Raw genomic sequence first — 13,766 nt, 5'->3', positions numbered from 1 at the left:
AGTAGATCGTTTTTTTTTTTTTTTTTTGAAGAGTCTGATTTATAGCGAGATTGGAGCTATATGTTTTTGAGCAGGTTGAGGGGCAACAAAAAACGCCCCACCAAAAGGCGGAGCGTTTTATTATTTTGCTTGAAATTTATTCAGCTCTTATACCGATGTGAAATCAAATTAAAACTTTAATTTTTCAATCGGCATTAACCATTGTAATTTCAGTGTTTCGCTTAAGGCTCACACTGAAAACAATTAGTATTAGTCGTTATCGCGACGAGGACGGAATTCTCTGCGATCACCACCTCTGCGGTCATCACCACCACCACGACGGTCATCGCGTCTTCTGTCGCCACCTCTGCGATCGCCACCTCTAAAATCGCCACCACGACGGTCGCCGCCTCTGCGGTCACCACCACGGTTATCTCTTGGTGGGCGCTCTACATAACCTTCTGGTTTTGGAAGAAGAACTTTCTTTGAAAGTTTCAGTTTGCCGGTTTTTTCGTCTACACCAATCAGTTTAACTTCAACAACTTCTCCTTCTTTGGCAAAGTCTTCAGCGTTTTCAACACGCTCCCAAGCCATTTCCGAAATGTGTAACAGACCTTCTTTTCCGGGAATAATTTCGATAAATGCTCCGAAAGAAACTACCGATTTTACTTTTCCCTGGTAAACTTCGCCTACTTCAGGAAGTGCAGTAATGGCCTTAATTTTAGCTTTTGCAGCTTCAATTGGCTCCAGTCCTTGTCCCGAAATTTCAACTTTACCCTGATCGTCTATCTCTTCAATTACAATAACTGTATTGGTTTCTTCCTGAATGGCTTGAATTACTTTTCCTCCAGGTCCGATAATTGCACCAATCATGTCCTTCGGAATCATAACTGTCTCAATACGTGGAACATTTGGTTTGTAATCTTCGCGTGGCTCAGGAATAACTTTCAGCATTTCGCCTAAAATGTGCAAACGACCTTCTTTGGCCTGTTGCAATGCTTCGGCAAGCACTTCGTATGGTAGTCCGTCAACTTTAATGTCCATTTGGGTAGCAGTAATACCATCGGCAGTACCTGTAACTTTAAAGTCCATGTCGCCCAGGTGGTCTTCGTCACCTAAAATGTCAGAAAGAACAGCGTATTTTTCAGCGCCTTTATCGGTAATCAATCCCATTGCGATACCCGATACCGGTTTCTTAATTTTAATACCGGCATCCATCATTCCCATTGTTCCTGCACAAACAGTTGCCATTGATGACGAACCGTTCGACTCAAGAATGTCGGACATAATACGAACAACGTAAGGGAAATCTTCAGGAATCATTCGTTTTAAACCGCGTAAGGCCAGGTTTCCGTGACCGATTTCACGGCGGCTGGTTCCGCGTGGTGTTTTTGCATCGCCAACACAAAATGGAGGGAAGTTGTAATGTAACAGGAAGTTTTCCGTTCCCTGGAAGGTTACATTGTCAATTTTTTTAATGTCCATTTTTGTACCCAATGTAACCGAAGTTAACGATTGGGTTTCGCCACGGGTAAAAATTGATGAACCGTGTGCACCCGGCAAGTAATTTACTTCACCCCAAATAGGACGAATTTCGTTGGTTGCACGTCCGTCTAAACGAATTTTGTCGTCAAGAATCATGCGGCGCATGGCTTCTTTTTCAACGTCGTGGTAATATCTTTTAATTAAACCAATGTGCTGTTCTAAGTCAATTTCCTCGTTTTCAGCATTTTCTTCTGTGTATTTCTCGATAAACTCATCGCGAATTACCATAAAAGAATCCATGCGCTCGGCTTTGTTGGTTAATTGCTTTTTGGCAACCTCGTAACAAGCTTCGTAAGTTTCTGCGTTTACACGCTCGCGCAGCTCCTCGTTATTGTTTTCGTGGCAATACTCCCGTTTAACAACACCCAGCTCAGCAGCTAATTCTTCCTGAACTTTACATTGCTTTTTAATTTCTTCGTGTGCCACTTTTATGGCTTCCAGCATTACTTCTTCCGAAACTTCGCTCATTTCGCCTTCAACCATCATAATGTTGTCGTACGAAGCACCAACCATAATTTCCAGGTCAGCTTCTTCCATTTGCACACGAGATGGGTTGATTACGTATTGTCCGTCTACTCGGGCAACACGACATTCAGAAATAGGTGTTTCAAAAGGAACATCTGAAACTGCAATGGCTGCCGAAGCAGCTAATCCTGCCAGTGCATCTGGCATTTCATCTGTTCCAACAGAAACAAGCGAAATCATCATTGCTGTTTCTGCATGGTAATCATCCGGGAAAAGTGGACGAAGTGCACGGTCTACTAAACGTGCAACCAAAATTTCGTCGTCACTCGGACGGGCTTCTCTTTTCAGGAAACCACCCGGGAAACGTCCTGCGGCGGAAAATTTTTCGCGGTAATCAACCGATAAGGGCATAAAATCCACATCTTCTCTTGCTTCTTTTGCCGACACAACTGTTGCCAGCAACATGGTGTCACCCATTCGAACCACTACCGAACCATCGGCTTGTTTGGCCAATTTGCCGGTTTCAATGGTAATCTTCCTGCCATCGGCAAGATCGATTGTTTTAACTGTAGCGTTTACCATAATTCAAATAAAAATTTTTTGCGGCCTGTAAAGCGGCCTTTGTTAATTACAATGGGTGGTGAGGATTTGCAATTTACAAAAAAGAAAGGCAATACCAATGCATTGCCTTTCAATATAATTTACTTACGTAAGTTCAATTCTTTAATAATCGCACGATATCGTTCGATATCTTTTTTGATAAGGTAGTCGAGCAAGCTACGACGCTTACCTACTAATTTAATCAACGAGCGACGGGTGCTGTGGTCTTTTTTGTTTTTTTTCAGGTGTTCTGTCAAGTGGTTAATTCTTGTTGAGAACAACGCAATCTGACCTTCTGTGCTACCTGTGTCTTGAGCTGATTTGCCATGTTTGGCAAAAATCTCTTGTTTTTTTTCTGATGATAAATACATGTTAAAAGAACTATTTGTTATACAATGTCTACGCCGCAACATCGCTTTCAATAGAAACGGCATAAAATTAATTGGCCGCAAAAATAGTTAAAAGATTTTGATTGACAAAGTGTTGGCGGTTTTTACTGACTAATAGTAATTAAGCAGCGTAGAAGCAGCAAAAGTAATACGATTTTACACATGAATAAAAAAAGTTAATAACAGGGTTAAGCATTTTCGGATTGAAGATATTTGGACTGTTTAAAGCATGGCAACGGAAGACTATTCACGGTAAGTTGTTGATAAGTAGTGATCTAAAAGAAGAACATTCCTGTTTCGATTACTTAAACTTGTTGTACCCTTATTTTTTATCATTATACATTTAGGAATGTGAGGGGTGGCTGTTGGGCTACCCTTTTTCTTTTTTGCGGAAAAAGAAAACCACCTCCAAAACAAGAGGTGGTTCAAGCATAACCGTGTTCGTATATTTCTTATTTGAGAATTAGTGTGATTTCGCCTTCTTCTTCCCAGCTAATGCCTCCGGTTTCAGGAACCACAACAGCATTAAGAATTTGAATGGTGCCCGAAATTCCGTCAAATCGACCTGTTCCTCCTACAAGTTCATTGTGTCCCCAAATATCGCCGGTGGCAACATTAATATACATATGGGAAATTACATAGGTTCGGTTTCCATTTGTTCTGAGAACATCTGCGCTAACAACATTATGCGCAACAGGTCCGTCTGGTGTCATTGTTACATCACACGAAACTTTTTCGTAAGTACTTTGTTCGCGAACAACGGTTCCCAAAATATTTCCATGTCCCATAACCCAACCTCTGGTGCAAAATGCAATTTCGTACTCTTCAGGAGTACATGTGAACATTCCTGAATCCCAATCGGGTATAACCTCAGCCCAACCTTTTATCTGAAAAGTTTGGGTTTTTTCAGATTTGGCACTTTTAAGACTGTCGTCTGTTTCTACAAAATCATCCTGGCAAGCTGTAGCCACGATGAATATTCCAATCAATAAAAAGATGATGCGTTTCATGGTAAAATTTTTTAAGTTAATAGTGGCTACAAATTCTGAAATTTAAGGTTGCAAGGCATAGCAACTATATATGGGAAGGTTGGATGTATAGTTCAAAAGTTTCGATTATATGTCAGCTAATGGCGGGCGAATAATTTTTGTTGAACGGCCCAGTTTTTAAGTTTGTTACGTTCTGTTTCGGCTTTGGTTTTTACCCGGTTTAAAATTTCCTGAAACGCAGGTTCATTACGAATAGTATTTAACAGCGGGTCATTTTTCATGTAGAAATAGATAAACCATAGGTTGGTATTTTGTTGTTGTACTTTTTTCAGGTTTTCGAAGGCTTTATCATTTTCGTTTAAAATGGCGTAAGTTGCGGCCAAGTCGTAAAGCGCTTCTTCGGCATTGCCCATTGCAATTAACTTTTGGCTGGCATCAATTTGCCGGTGAAAGTATTTTGTTGCGTTTTGCTTATCGCCATTTACGAGGTAAACATAGCCTATCCGATGGTGTTCGTTGTTTAGCTTAAAATTGATATTGTTGGAGATTTGTACAATTCGTTCGTTATAATAGGTGGCTTTCTTAAACTCTTTAAGTAAAACATAATTGAAAGCCAACAGGCTATTTGCATTTAGGTTTGTTGAATCGATTGCCCGGGCTTTTAGGGCATACCCGGCGGCTTTTTCAAAATGCTCTTTATATTCTTCAATTAGCGCTAATCGCCGGTAATAATACAGCGAGTCGTTGTCCCACAATAGTTTTCGGTTAATTAGTTCTTGTCCCTCGTCGAATAATCCGTTCAGAATAAATATAAAAGCCAGGTTGTCGAGCATTATAGGGTATTCCGGTCCTCTGCGCCGTTTTGTTGCTTCAAGAATATTCTGCGCCGACTTAATACTGTTTTGTAATAAATAAAAATTACCTAAACCATAATAAGCTTGCCAGCTATTTGGATTAAAGTGCAAAGCCTGTTGATATTGCACAATGGCTTTATCCGAAAATCGGGCGCGGTAGTAATCACCTCGCAATGTATAAGCATCTGATAACGTGTTGTCGAACGACAAGGCTCTGTTCGCAAGACTTAAAACAGTGTCGAGATAAGTGTTTTTAAAAATGTCGGACCATGTGGTTTTATCGTACGCAATTTGGGCCAGTCCTACATAGGCCTGCGCAAAGGTAGAGTCGTTGTTCAATGCTTTTTGGTAGTAATCTTCTGCCTTGCTTAGCGATACAAGATCGGAGTTGTTTTGCCAGTATTCCATATGTGCAGCCCGGCCCGACTGATAAAAGTCGTTGGCTTCGGAACTGAGGGTAGGTATCTTTCTCATTCGCGCTTTTTCATCGGGAGTTATAAAAGCGTTTACCTGTTGAGCTATTGCCTGAGAAATATTACTTTCTATTTCTAATATATTTTCAAGACCGGAGTTAAAGGTTTCCGACCACTCAATTTCTCCATTTTTTGTGTTGGTAAGGTTAACAATCAATTTCATCTTGTTGCCTGCAATGTGGAGGTTGCCTTTGAGCAGATAATTTACCCCCAGTTTTTTGACCAGCTGATTGTTCGGTTCTTTCTTGTCAGTATCAATCGCTGGAATTGAAAGAACTACCAGATTCTCAACCATCGATAGTTTACTGGTAATTTCGAGCATCATTACATTAGAGAAATGTTGCTTTTCTTTTTCCGATCCTAAATAGTTAAATGGTAATACTGCAATTGTTTTTTCAGTATTGTTTTTATTGGCCAATAAAGAAAAACGGTGATTGGGAATTAAAAAAAATACGAGGAGCAGCAAAACTGGTAGAAGGTAAAAAAGACGATGGTGTCGGGTTCCTGTTTTTTTCGACCTGAATTTCTTTTTAAATTCTCCCGGAGGCATTCCAAATTCATCATGAAAACATTTATTAAAATAGGTAGGGCTTCCGAAACCAACCTTGTATGAAATTTCGGCAATGGTATCTTCTTCATTTAAAAGTAGTTCTTTGGCAGCATTCAATCGTATTGCCCGTATAAACTGACTGATGCTTTGTCCAGAATATTCTTTTACCCGCCGATGGATGGTGGAATGGCTTTTTCCGATGATTTCAACAAGCTGCTCTGGGCCAAAATCTTCATTCTGCAGGTTCTCCTGAACAATTAAGGTGAGATTTTGAATGAAGTTGTGGTCCATCTGGAAAAGAATGAGTTAGTGGCTTTTTTTACATACCTCAAAATACGTTGGAAGCTGATTATTGTTGCGTTTGAAACAGTACTTGTAAAATTCTGATAAGGTGTTCGGATTTAAATTATTTATAACATTAAACTTTTTTGTCGGGATAAGGTCATATCAATCGTAACAGGCTTGTAATGAAATTAAAATTGATTTTCTCAAAATTTGTCGACTGGCTAAAATCTCCCGAGGTATTGGGGAGTAAAAAAAAACTGATTCCCGGAAAGTGGCAATTGTTTGAATATTATGTAGATGAGGGCGACAAACTGTTGCATTTTGAGGAACAATACCTGAATGAAAACAAAGTGCTGTTTGTTTTATCTTTACTTGAAAACCACGAATTAATCCTTGCCGGAAATTCTCCGGTTGAACTTCTTCGAACCTTTTCGGAAGGGAAATGGAGTGTAGCTCGAAATTTTATCACATTTATTCACGCAAAAGATTTTAGGAATAGTATTGAATTTCAATTTGCGTTTGAAAAAGGAAACCTGAAATTGCTTAAAAAGGATGCTTTTGGGAAGATTGAGTTTTTTGGTTTTTTTAATAAAATAAATTAGTCTTCGTCTAAGTAACGACCTTCTTTTTCATTGAAAAGCATTCATATTCTTTTGTTTCTATAATTGTATTTAAGCGCTCAACAGTAGTCCAAACTTCAATAAAATTGGTGTAAAGAGGTGTAAACCCAAAGCGAATGTTATCGGGTTCCCTGAAATCTGGAATAATCTTTAATTTCGATTTTTGAGGATTAATTAGTGCCTGGCAAATTCGATAGGCTTCGGGATGTTTTACCGAAATATGAGAGCCTCGTTTATTGGAATCGAGTGGCGATCCGATTGTAAAACCATTTTTCTGTGCTATTTCCTGAATCAGGAATATAAAGTATTCAGAAAGTGTTACGCTTTTTTTATGGATGTTTTTCATTCCTGCGTTAAGTAGAAGATCTACTCCCGGTTCAATTGCCATCTGATTTATAACCGGCGGAGTACCTGTAAGAAAACGACGAACTCCTTTGGCTGGTTTGTAATTCAAATCAAAATTAAAAGGTCGATCGTCGCCAAACCAACCTTGAATTGGCGAGGTAAGTTTATTCTGTAGATCTTTACGGACGTACAGAAAAGCAGGAGATCCAGGTCCGCCATTTAGGTATTTATAAGTGCAACCCACTGCCAGGTCGGCGTTGGTTTTTGTGAGATCAATGGGTATAGCCCCGGCAGCATGACTTAAATCCCAAAGTACCAATGCTCCTTTTTTGTGTGCCCACTCCGTAATTTCCCGGGCGTTGTAAAAAAATGAACTTTTAAAAGCTACAAGCGATAAAACAACAAGGGCCGTATTTTGGGTTATTTTACTTTTTAGGTCATTTATATCGATATGAATATCGTCTTTTGAATTCGCCAGAACCAGCTTGTAATCAGTTCCTGCTTCTTCAATTAAACCCTGCAAGATGTACAAGTCGGTAGGAAAATTGAAAACATCGCTTACTATTTCTGTTTTGTTATGTTTCAGCCTTAGTGCTGCATGCGCCAATTTGTACAGATTTGTAGACGTGTTATCTGAAACAATTACTTCATTATCTGCTGCACCAATTAACTTTGCAATTTTGTTTCCCAGCTCGCTCGACTTCTCGTACCAATATTTGTTCCAGCTTTCAATCAGGTTGGTTCCCCATTGTTTTTCGGTGACTTCAGAAATAAGCAATTTCGTAGCTTTGGGAAGCCGTCCTAAAGAATTTCCATCTAAATAAATGGTGTTTTCGTCGGCTATAAAAAATGATTCTCGATATTCTTTCAACGGATCATTTTTATCTTTTTGGATGGCAAAGTTTGCGTTTGTTTCAAACATTTTCGTTGGTATTAGTTTTGGCTTTCGAGTATTTCTTTGGCTTCAGGAAGAACCTTTTCTACCCAGCGCCGGTACATTTCTCCCGACGGATGCAGGCCATCGGAAGCAACCAGCGTTTCATCGTTAAGCGCCTCGCGCGAAATGGCTGTTATTTCCACGTAACGTACATTCGCTTGCTGGGACTCCTGAAAATTTATGGCGTTGTATTCGTCAATTTCTTTAGCAATTTGTTCCGGATTGCGGCTTTTTCCAAAAGGGGTAACACCATAATCGGGGATTGAAATAACAATTACATTTTGAGCTTTGTTGCCGGCATATTGAATAGCTGTTTGCAGATTTTTTCTGAACTCGCCCCGGTAATCATCAGCGCTTCTTCCACGATATTGGTTATTCACGCCAATCAGTAAGGTTACCAGGTTGTATGATTCTTTTAATTCCTCATTTTCGATGGCAGCGGCCAATTCATCGGTTGTCCAGCCGGTGCGGGCAACAATTTTTGCAGGTTGCATTTCAAAACCTTCAGCTTTTAATCGATCAACTAACTGAACCGGAAAACGCTTACTTTCCTCCACGCTCTCTCCAATTGTATATGAATCTCCTAACGCGAGATAGTCCAATTCTGAGTTTTTATTTTCTTCTTTGTTAGGATTCTCCGGGCGCGGTTCTTCAATCATAATTACTGGATTTTCTTTTTCGGTACAGGCCAGTCCTGCAAGCATTAAAAATAAAAATAGTATCCGGCTCATTTTTTCTTTTCTTTTAATCAATCAACAACTTAGGTTGGTTTTGGGTTTGAATTAGCCGTTGGAATTTTAAACGCTAATTCCCAATGCCATTTTTATAAATGTCCATTGCTGCAGGAAAAGGTTCTAAAGCACGTTCGAATATTCCCAATGAATAAGCAATGGTTAATCCGTAATTGGTAATGGCAACTCCTGCTTGTTTAGCTTTTATAATACGGCTCAGCATTTCGCGGCGGTTCCACATGCAGGCACCACAATGAATAATCAGTTTATATTCCGAAAGGTTTGGCGGGAAATCGTGCCCGCGTGTACTGTCTATTTGTAGCTTGCCGCCAACATATTGAGTGAGCCAGCGTGGTATTTTTACCGTGCCAATATCTTCACCAATGGGATGGTGTGAGCAGGCTTCGGCAATCAAAACTTTATCGCCGGTTTTTAACTCGTCGATGGCCATTGCTCCGCGAACCATTTCATTCAAATCGCCTTGGTGGCGTGCAAATAAAATGGAAAACGAGGTTAGCGGAATTTCGGGAGGTGTGTCGGCAGCTACTTTTAAAAAGGCCTGCGAATCGGTAACTACCAGTTTTGGTGGCTTGTTAAACCGCGACAATGCTTCGCGCAATTCACGCTCTTTCACCACCATACAGAATGCGTCGTTGTCGAGCAAATCGCGGATACTTTGCACCTGTGGCAAAATCAGTCTGCCTTTTGGCGCTTCTTTATCTATGGGCACCACCAAAACGGCAGCTTCTCCGGCTCCAACCAGATCGCCTAAAATACTGGGGCGGTTAATAAAATCGGCCGGGGCTGAGTTCAGCAATAACTGGCGAAGATCAAGTAACCCTGTTTTTTCAATTACCGAAGTCTGCACCAGCTTTATCTTTTTCCCATCGAGGGCACCAATAAGTTCAAAGTTTTCTTCGTAAAGATCGCACTTGTTAAAAACCACTACAAACGGAATTTCCCGTTCGTTGAACTCACCGATCAGTGATTCTTCGTATTCTCCCCAATCGTTAAAGTTCGAGACGATTACTCCTAAATCTGTTCGGTCGAATACGGCAAGAGTTTTGGCAATTCGTTTTTCGCCCAGCGCTCCAACATCGTCTATACCAGCTGTATCGATAAAAAGTACCGGTCCCAACGGAAGCAGTTCCATTGGCTTTTCTACCGGGTCGGTAGTTGTTCCGGCAACATCCGAAACAATGGATACATCCTGTTGTGTTAGTGCATTTAATAGGCTTGACTTGCCGGCATTTCTACGGCCAAAAATTCCAATATGTAAACGAAATGATTTTGGTGCTCTCATGTTTTCTGTTTTGCGCGACTGAAAGTACAAATTCAATCCAATTTCCGCAATTAATGAAATGAAAAATAGAATCAGCTCTTTCAGAAAAGTTCTTGGCTGCGAAAAAACAAGCTTCCTTTCATTGTAAATGTTGGTTCTCCCACTTGCATATACAGTTCTCCCACGATTCTTGCCTTTTCTCCCCTCAAAAATGATCTTCTCCCACGTTTTTGGGTACTTCTCCCTGCCTTGTGAGCAGTTCTCCCGCACCTGAGGGGTGTTCTCCCTTACATATATCCGGTTCTCCCGCGGGAGAGTTTGCAAAATGTCAGGTATAGTTATGCTATTCGATCACATTGAATAGTAGAATGAGAAAAATTTAACGTTCGCTTATTTCTGTATCTTTCGTCTTAGTGCCAGACGGGCAGTTCCTTTTTCATTCGATAAAAAGCAACTCCCGATTCTATCGGGATCAAAAAAAACCTTTGCGTTTTTTCAATGAAGCTTATTAGCCCGATTGACGCCTGCCTGCGGTAGGCAGGGATTTTTGACGAGCCCGCACAAGGGTTTTACCCATATTTCATCCTTTAGATTATAAGTTAGTCATCCTCAACAAAGTTACCCGAATTTGACTTTTTAGTACCCGTTTTATAAGCGAACTGGCCTCTTTGGGTCATTGCCAGAAGTTGAAACGAGCAAACTGGATAACTAACCTAAAAGAAAGTATAATTGCTTTGCGAGTTACATCGAATACCTTTAAAATAAACAATAATAATGAGAAGAAATGAAACCTTAATGAGAGCGGGAAGCTCCGAGGAATCGAGGAGATCACCCGTCCGAATTTAGGTTTTATGAAAACGTAGGGGAAGGGCCAAAAGCAGCCTTGCCTTTTTTGCTTCGTTTTTGTGGTAAGACAAAAATGAAGACCGCCGGCCGGCATAAAATCTGAGTAATTCAAATGCTGTCTCAATAAATTAATTCATCAGGTTTTTAAGCTGATTCTTTTTTCTTGTGAAAGCTCACTTTTTGTCGACGGCGAGACATAAAAAAAGGGTGCTAAAGCACCCTTTAATTAATTTATTTGAAGTTGATTTTACTTCGATCCTCCACAACAACTCTTTTTTTCAGTAGTGGCCTTTACGTCACCACAGGTTTTTCCCGATGCTGCACAACTTTTCTTTTGTGTCTCAGAGCATCCGCTTGCCTTTTTATCAGCTTTTTTCGTGGTTGTGGTTTTCTTTTCTGCTTTCTTCTTCTTCTTCTTTTCGTCCTCTTCTTTGTTGATTACAACGGTGTTGTTATCGTCGGCAACTACAGTTACTTCCGATCTTTTTACGGTATTAACCTTTGCACTTGTGGTTGCCATAGCAACACTGTAAGCAGCAATCAGAGTAATTACAATTAGAATTCGTTTCATGATTTTTTAGTTTTTATTTTGATCGTGTTACAAATGTATTGTTTAATCATTAATGTAAGCGTTAATGCGAGGTTAATATATTTAACAGCCGGAGAGATTGTTGATTTAATGGTTATTTTTGACTATTATAAAGCCATAAAACAATTGGTTATCAATAGGATTATGGTATTAAACATTGAATAGTTTAGACTCAGGAAAAATAATACGTGAAAACAGTATTCAGAAAATATACATTTTTGATGGCCTTGCTGATTATTCTGGCACTGCTGGCAACCCAAATAAAATGGATCGTTTATTCCATTCGCTTTCAGGACAAGGTTTTTGAGAAAAGTGTTGAATTAGCTCTTAGTGAAACGATGACTACGTTGACAGCTGATAAGCCACTTTGTAATAAGGTAAAAGCTTGTTTGGAATGCGATTCGGTTCGTTTAAAAACACAATTAACAACTTCCGGAGTTTGGCAGAAGATACATGATGCAATTGAGGATGAGCTAAAATCATATGATATTGACTTGGAGTATGAAATGTATATTCTGGAAAATAATTCGGAAGAGTTAAAAAGGTTGGAGGCCGAATACTATAATGGTTTGTATTATTCGCGATGTATGGGAGGAATACTGGGACAAACCGGTTATCAACTGGTCGTGGAATTTCCGTCGCGAACCCGCTTTTTCTTTGCCACAGCGGGTTATATGTTTCTTGGTTCGGTAATACTAATCCTTCTGTTAATTGTTGCGCTGCTTTACCTGTTGCGGATTTACAACCGCGAAATACGTATTGCAAGGCATACAAAAGAGCTGCTGAATAATGTAAGTCACGAGTTTAAAACACCATTGTCGTCTATTGCACTGGCATCGAATATGATCCGCAAAAAACGTTATGGCGATGATGATACAAAATTGACGAGTTATGCCGAGCTGATAACAAAAGAAAACCGCAAACTGCAAAATCTGGTTGAGAGCTTATTACGGCTTGAAGCTGTGGAACGAAATGAATTTGATTACAACAAAGAAAAAGCATCAATAGAGGATGTGGTGAAAGAAGCCGCGTCGACTTGCGAAATGTTGATTAATGAGCAGTTCGGACAAATAACTTATGATTTTGAATCGGGAGACAACCAGGTGTTTATCGACCGGATGCATTTTGTAAATGTATTTGTCAACTTGCTTTCGAATGCCATAAAATATTCAAAACGTGCGCCCGATATTGCCGTTAAAACACGCGTTGAAAACGAAAACCTGGTGATTTTGGTAATAGATAATGGAATTGGTATTCCGGTTAAATTTCAAAAGTATATTTTTGATAAGTATTACAGGGTGCCAACAGGCGATGTGCATAACGCCAAAGGTTTTGGAATTGGGCTGGCCTACGTAAAACAAATTGTTGAAGCGCATAACGGAACCATTGCTGTTGAAAGCACAAGTGATGAAGGAACTGTTTTTAAGATTGAATTACCGCTGGAAAAATCATAATGATGGACGAAAAAAACCTGAATATTATTTTAGTTGAAGACGACCACAATCTTGGATTTCTGTTGGAGGAATTTTTAAAGAGTCGTGGTGTTGGTGTTACCCGGTATCGCGATGGAGAAGAAGGTTTGGAAGGATTTAAAAAAACAGGAGATTTTAACTTTTGTATTTTCGATGTGATGTTACCCAAAATGGATGGTTTTTCGCTGGCTAAAAAAGTGAAAGCTGTTCAGCCTGAAATTCCGGTGATTTTTCTTACGGCACGCGCCATGAAAGAGGATAAAATGAAAGGGTATACCATTGGTGCCGACGATTACATTACCAAACCTTTTGATGAGGACGAGTTGTGGTGTAAAATTGTGGCCATTAGTAAACGCAGCGATTTTATCCAGGAAGAAACCGAAAGTGTTTACCAGGTGGGTGCTTATGAATTCGATTATGAAAATCTTTCGCTGAGTTTAAACGGAAATGTAAAACGCCTTACAACACGAGAGGCCGAAGTGTTACTTATGCTTTGCAAGGAAAAAAAGAATGTGGTTCGACGCGAGCAGATCTTAACTGCTATTTGGGGAGAGAACGATTACTTTGCCGGACGAAGCCTCGATGTATTTATCTCGAAACTTAGAAAATACTTTGCCGGAGACCCTTCAATCTCTATCGAGAATGTGGTAAAAGTGGGTTATATTTTACATTGCTAGCAAAACAAATTCATAATTCATCGGAATCACACTATTCAGAGTCTAAGTTTTTTATCATCCCCTTTTATTCCTCTTCAAAGGGGAATTGATATTAAACCAGTGTAGTGTTTTATAACGAATCCACTTTTTGAAGGAGAT

General features: G+C 39.8%; 11 protein-coding genes. 3 read left to right on the top strand and 8 right to left on the bottom strand.

Annotated elements, in window-relative coordinates:
• Positions 1-249 precede the first annotated feature (249 nt).
• The 4 genes from G0Q07_RS17830 to G0Q07_RS17815 form a co-directional block, all read right to left on the bottom strand.
• Positions 250-2,571: a polyribonucleotide nucleotidyltransferase gene (locus tag G0Q07_RS17830; protein WP_163348426.1), complete on the bottom strand. Its 2,322-nt coding sequence runs from the start codon at positions 2,569-2,571 to the stop codon at positions 250-252.
• A 119-nt stretch (positions 2,572-2,690) separates the two neighbouring features.
• Positions 2,691-2,960: a 30S ribosomal protein S15 gene (gene rpsO, locus G0Q07_RS17825; RefSeq protein ID WP_163348425.1), complete on the bottom strand. Its 270-nt coding sequence runs from the start codon at positions 2,958-2,960 to the stop codon at positions 2,691-2,693.
• A gap of 470 nt (positions 2,961-3,430) precedes the next feature.
• Entirely contained in the window at positions 3,431-3,988 is a 558-nt protein-coding gene (locus tag G0Q07_RS17820; RefSeq protein WP_163348424.1) for a hypothetical protein, read from the bottom strand.
• A 116-nt stretch (positions 3,989-4,104) separates the two neighbouring features.
• Positions 4,105-6,135, bottom strand: coding sequence for a helix-turn-helix domain-containing protein (locus G0Q07_RS17815; RefSeq protein WP_163348423.1), 2,031 nt, complete (start codon positions 6,133-6,135; stop codon positions 4,105-4,107).
• Positions 6,136-6,311: 176 nt separating this feature from the next.
• Between G0Q07_RS17815 and G0Q07_RS17810 the strand changes: the two genes are divergently transcribed.
• Positions 6,312-6,731, top strand: a complete 420-nt coding sequence (locus G0Q07_RS17810) for a hypothetical protein (RefSeq protein WP_163348422.1) — start codon at positions 6,312-6,314, stop codon at positions 6,729-6,731.
• A gap of 7 nt (positions 6,732-6,738) precedes the next feature.
• On the opposite strand, the gene kynU is transcribed toward G0Q07_RS17810, so the two are convergent.
• The 4 genes from kynU to G0Q07_RS17790 form a co-directional block, all read right to left on the bottom strand.
• Positions 6,739-8,016: a kynureninase gene (kynU, locus tag G0Q07_RS17805; protein WP_163348421.1), complete on the bottom strand. Its 1,278-nt coding sequence runs from the start codon at positions 8,014-8,016 to the stop codon at positions 6,739-6,741.
• An 11-nt stretch (positions 8,017-8,027) separates the two neighbouring features.
• On the bottom strand, positions 8,028-8,762 hold the full coding sequence (locus G0Q07_RS17800) for an SGNH/GDSL hydrolase family protein (protein WP_203532601.1): 735 nt from the start codon (positions 8,760-8,762) through the stop codon (positions 8,028-8,030).
• Positions 8,763-8,835: 73 nt separating this feature from the next.
• Positions 8,836-10,065: a [FeFe] hydrogenase H-cluster maturation GTPase HydF gene (gene hydF, locus G0Q07_RS17795; RefSeq protein WP_163348420.1), complete on the bottom strand. Its 1,230-nt coding sequence runs from the start codon at positions 10,063-10,065 to the stop codon at positions 8,836-8,838.
• 1,072 nt (positions 10,066-11,137) lie between these two features.
• Entirely contained in the window at positions 11,138-11,461 is a 324-nt protein-coding gene (locus G0Q07_RS17790) for a hypothetical protein (protein WP_163348419.1), read from the bottom strand.
• Positions 11,462-11,667: 206 nt separating this feature from the next.
• Here G0Q07_RS17790 and G0Q07_RS17785 point away from each other — a divergent pair, with 206 nt between their 5' ends.
• Both G0Q07_RS17785 and G0Q07_RS17780 read left to right on the top strand, forming a co-directional pair.
• Positions 11,668-12,933 carry a sensor histidine kinase gene (locus tag G0Q07_RS17785; protein WP_163348418.1) on the top strand — a complete coding sequence of 422 codons (1,266 nt, stop codon included), beginning with the start codon at positions 11,668-11,670 and terminating at the stop codon, positions 12,931-12,933.
• A complete protein-coding gene (locus G0Q07_RS17780) occupies positions 12,933-13,628 on the top strand; it encodes a response regulator transcription factor (RefSeq protein ID WP_203532600.1) in 696 nt (231 codons plus the stop codon). The genes G0Q07_RS17785 and G0Q07_RS17780 overlap by 1 nt, the downstream gene beginning before the upstream one ends.
• The last annotated feature ends 138 nt before the right edge of the window (positions 13,629-13,766 follow it).

It is taken from the genome of Draconibacterium halophilum (assembly GCF_010448835.1).
Classification (GTDB): Bacteria; Bacteroidota; Bacteroidia; order Bacteroidales; family Prolixibacteraceae; genus Draconibacterium; species Draconibacterium halophilum.
Note: the sequence above shows the minus strand (reverse complement) of the source record. Positions and strands in the feature narration are given on the sequence as shown.

What these genes read in the sequence shown, in the direction of transcription:
- G0Q07_RS17830 (WP_163348426.1), bottom strand. Translation starts at nt 2,571, where the DNA reads ATGGTAAACGCTACAGTTAAAACAATCGATCTTGCCGATGGCAGGAAG.
- rpsO (WP_163348425.1), bottom strand. Translation starts at nt 2,960, where the DNA reads ATGTATTTATCATCAGAAAAAAAACAAGAGATTTTTGCCAAACATGGC.
- G0Q07_RS17820 (WP_163348424.1), bottom strand. Translation starts at nt 3,988, where the DNA reads ATGAAACGCATCATCTTTTTATTGATTGGAATATTCATCGTGGCTACA.
- G0Q07_RS17815 (WP_163348423.1), bottom strand. Translation starts at nt 6,135, where the DNA reads ATGGACCACAACTTCATTCAAAATCTCACCTTAATTGTTCAGGAGAAC.
- G0Q07_RS17810 (WP_163348422.1), top strand. Translation starts at nt 6,312, where the DNA reads ATGAAATTAAAATTGATTTTCTCAAAATTTGTCGACTGGCTAAAATCT.
- kynU (WP_163348421.1), bottom strand. Translation starts at nt 8,016, where the DNA reads ATGTTTGAAACAAACGCAAACTTTGCCATCCAAAAAGATAAAAATGAT.
- G0Q07_RS17800 (WP_203532601.1), bottom strand. Translation starts at nt 8,762, where the DNA reads ATGAGCCGGATACTATTTTTATTTTTAATGCTTGCAGGACTGGCCTGT.
- hydF (WP_163348420.1), bottom strand. Translation starts at nt 10,065, where the DNA reads ATGAGAGCACCAAAATCATTTCGTTTACATATTGGAATTTTTGGCCGT.
- G0Q07_RS17790 (WP_163348419.1), bottom strand. Translation starts at nt 11,461, where the DNA reads ATGAAACGAATTCTAATTGTAATTACTCTGATTGCTGCTTACAGTGTT.
- G0Q07_RS17780 (WP_203532600.1), top strand. Translation starts at nt 12,933, where the DNA reads ATGATGGACGAAAAAAACCTGAATATTATTTTAGTTGAAGACGACCAC.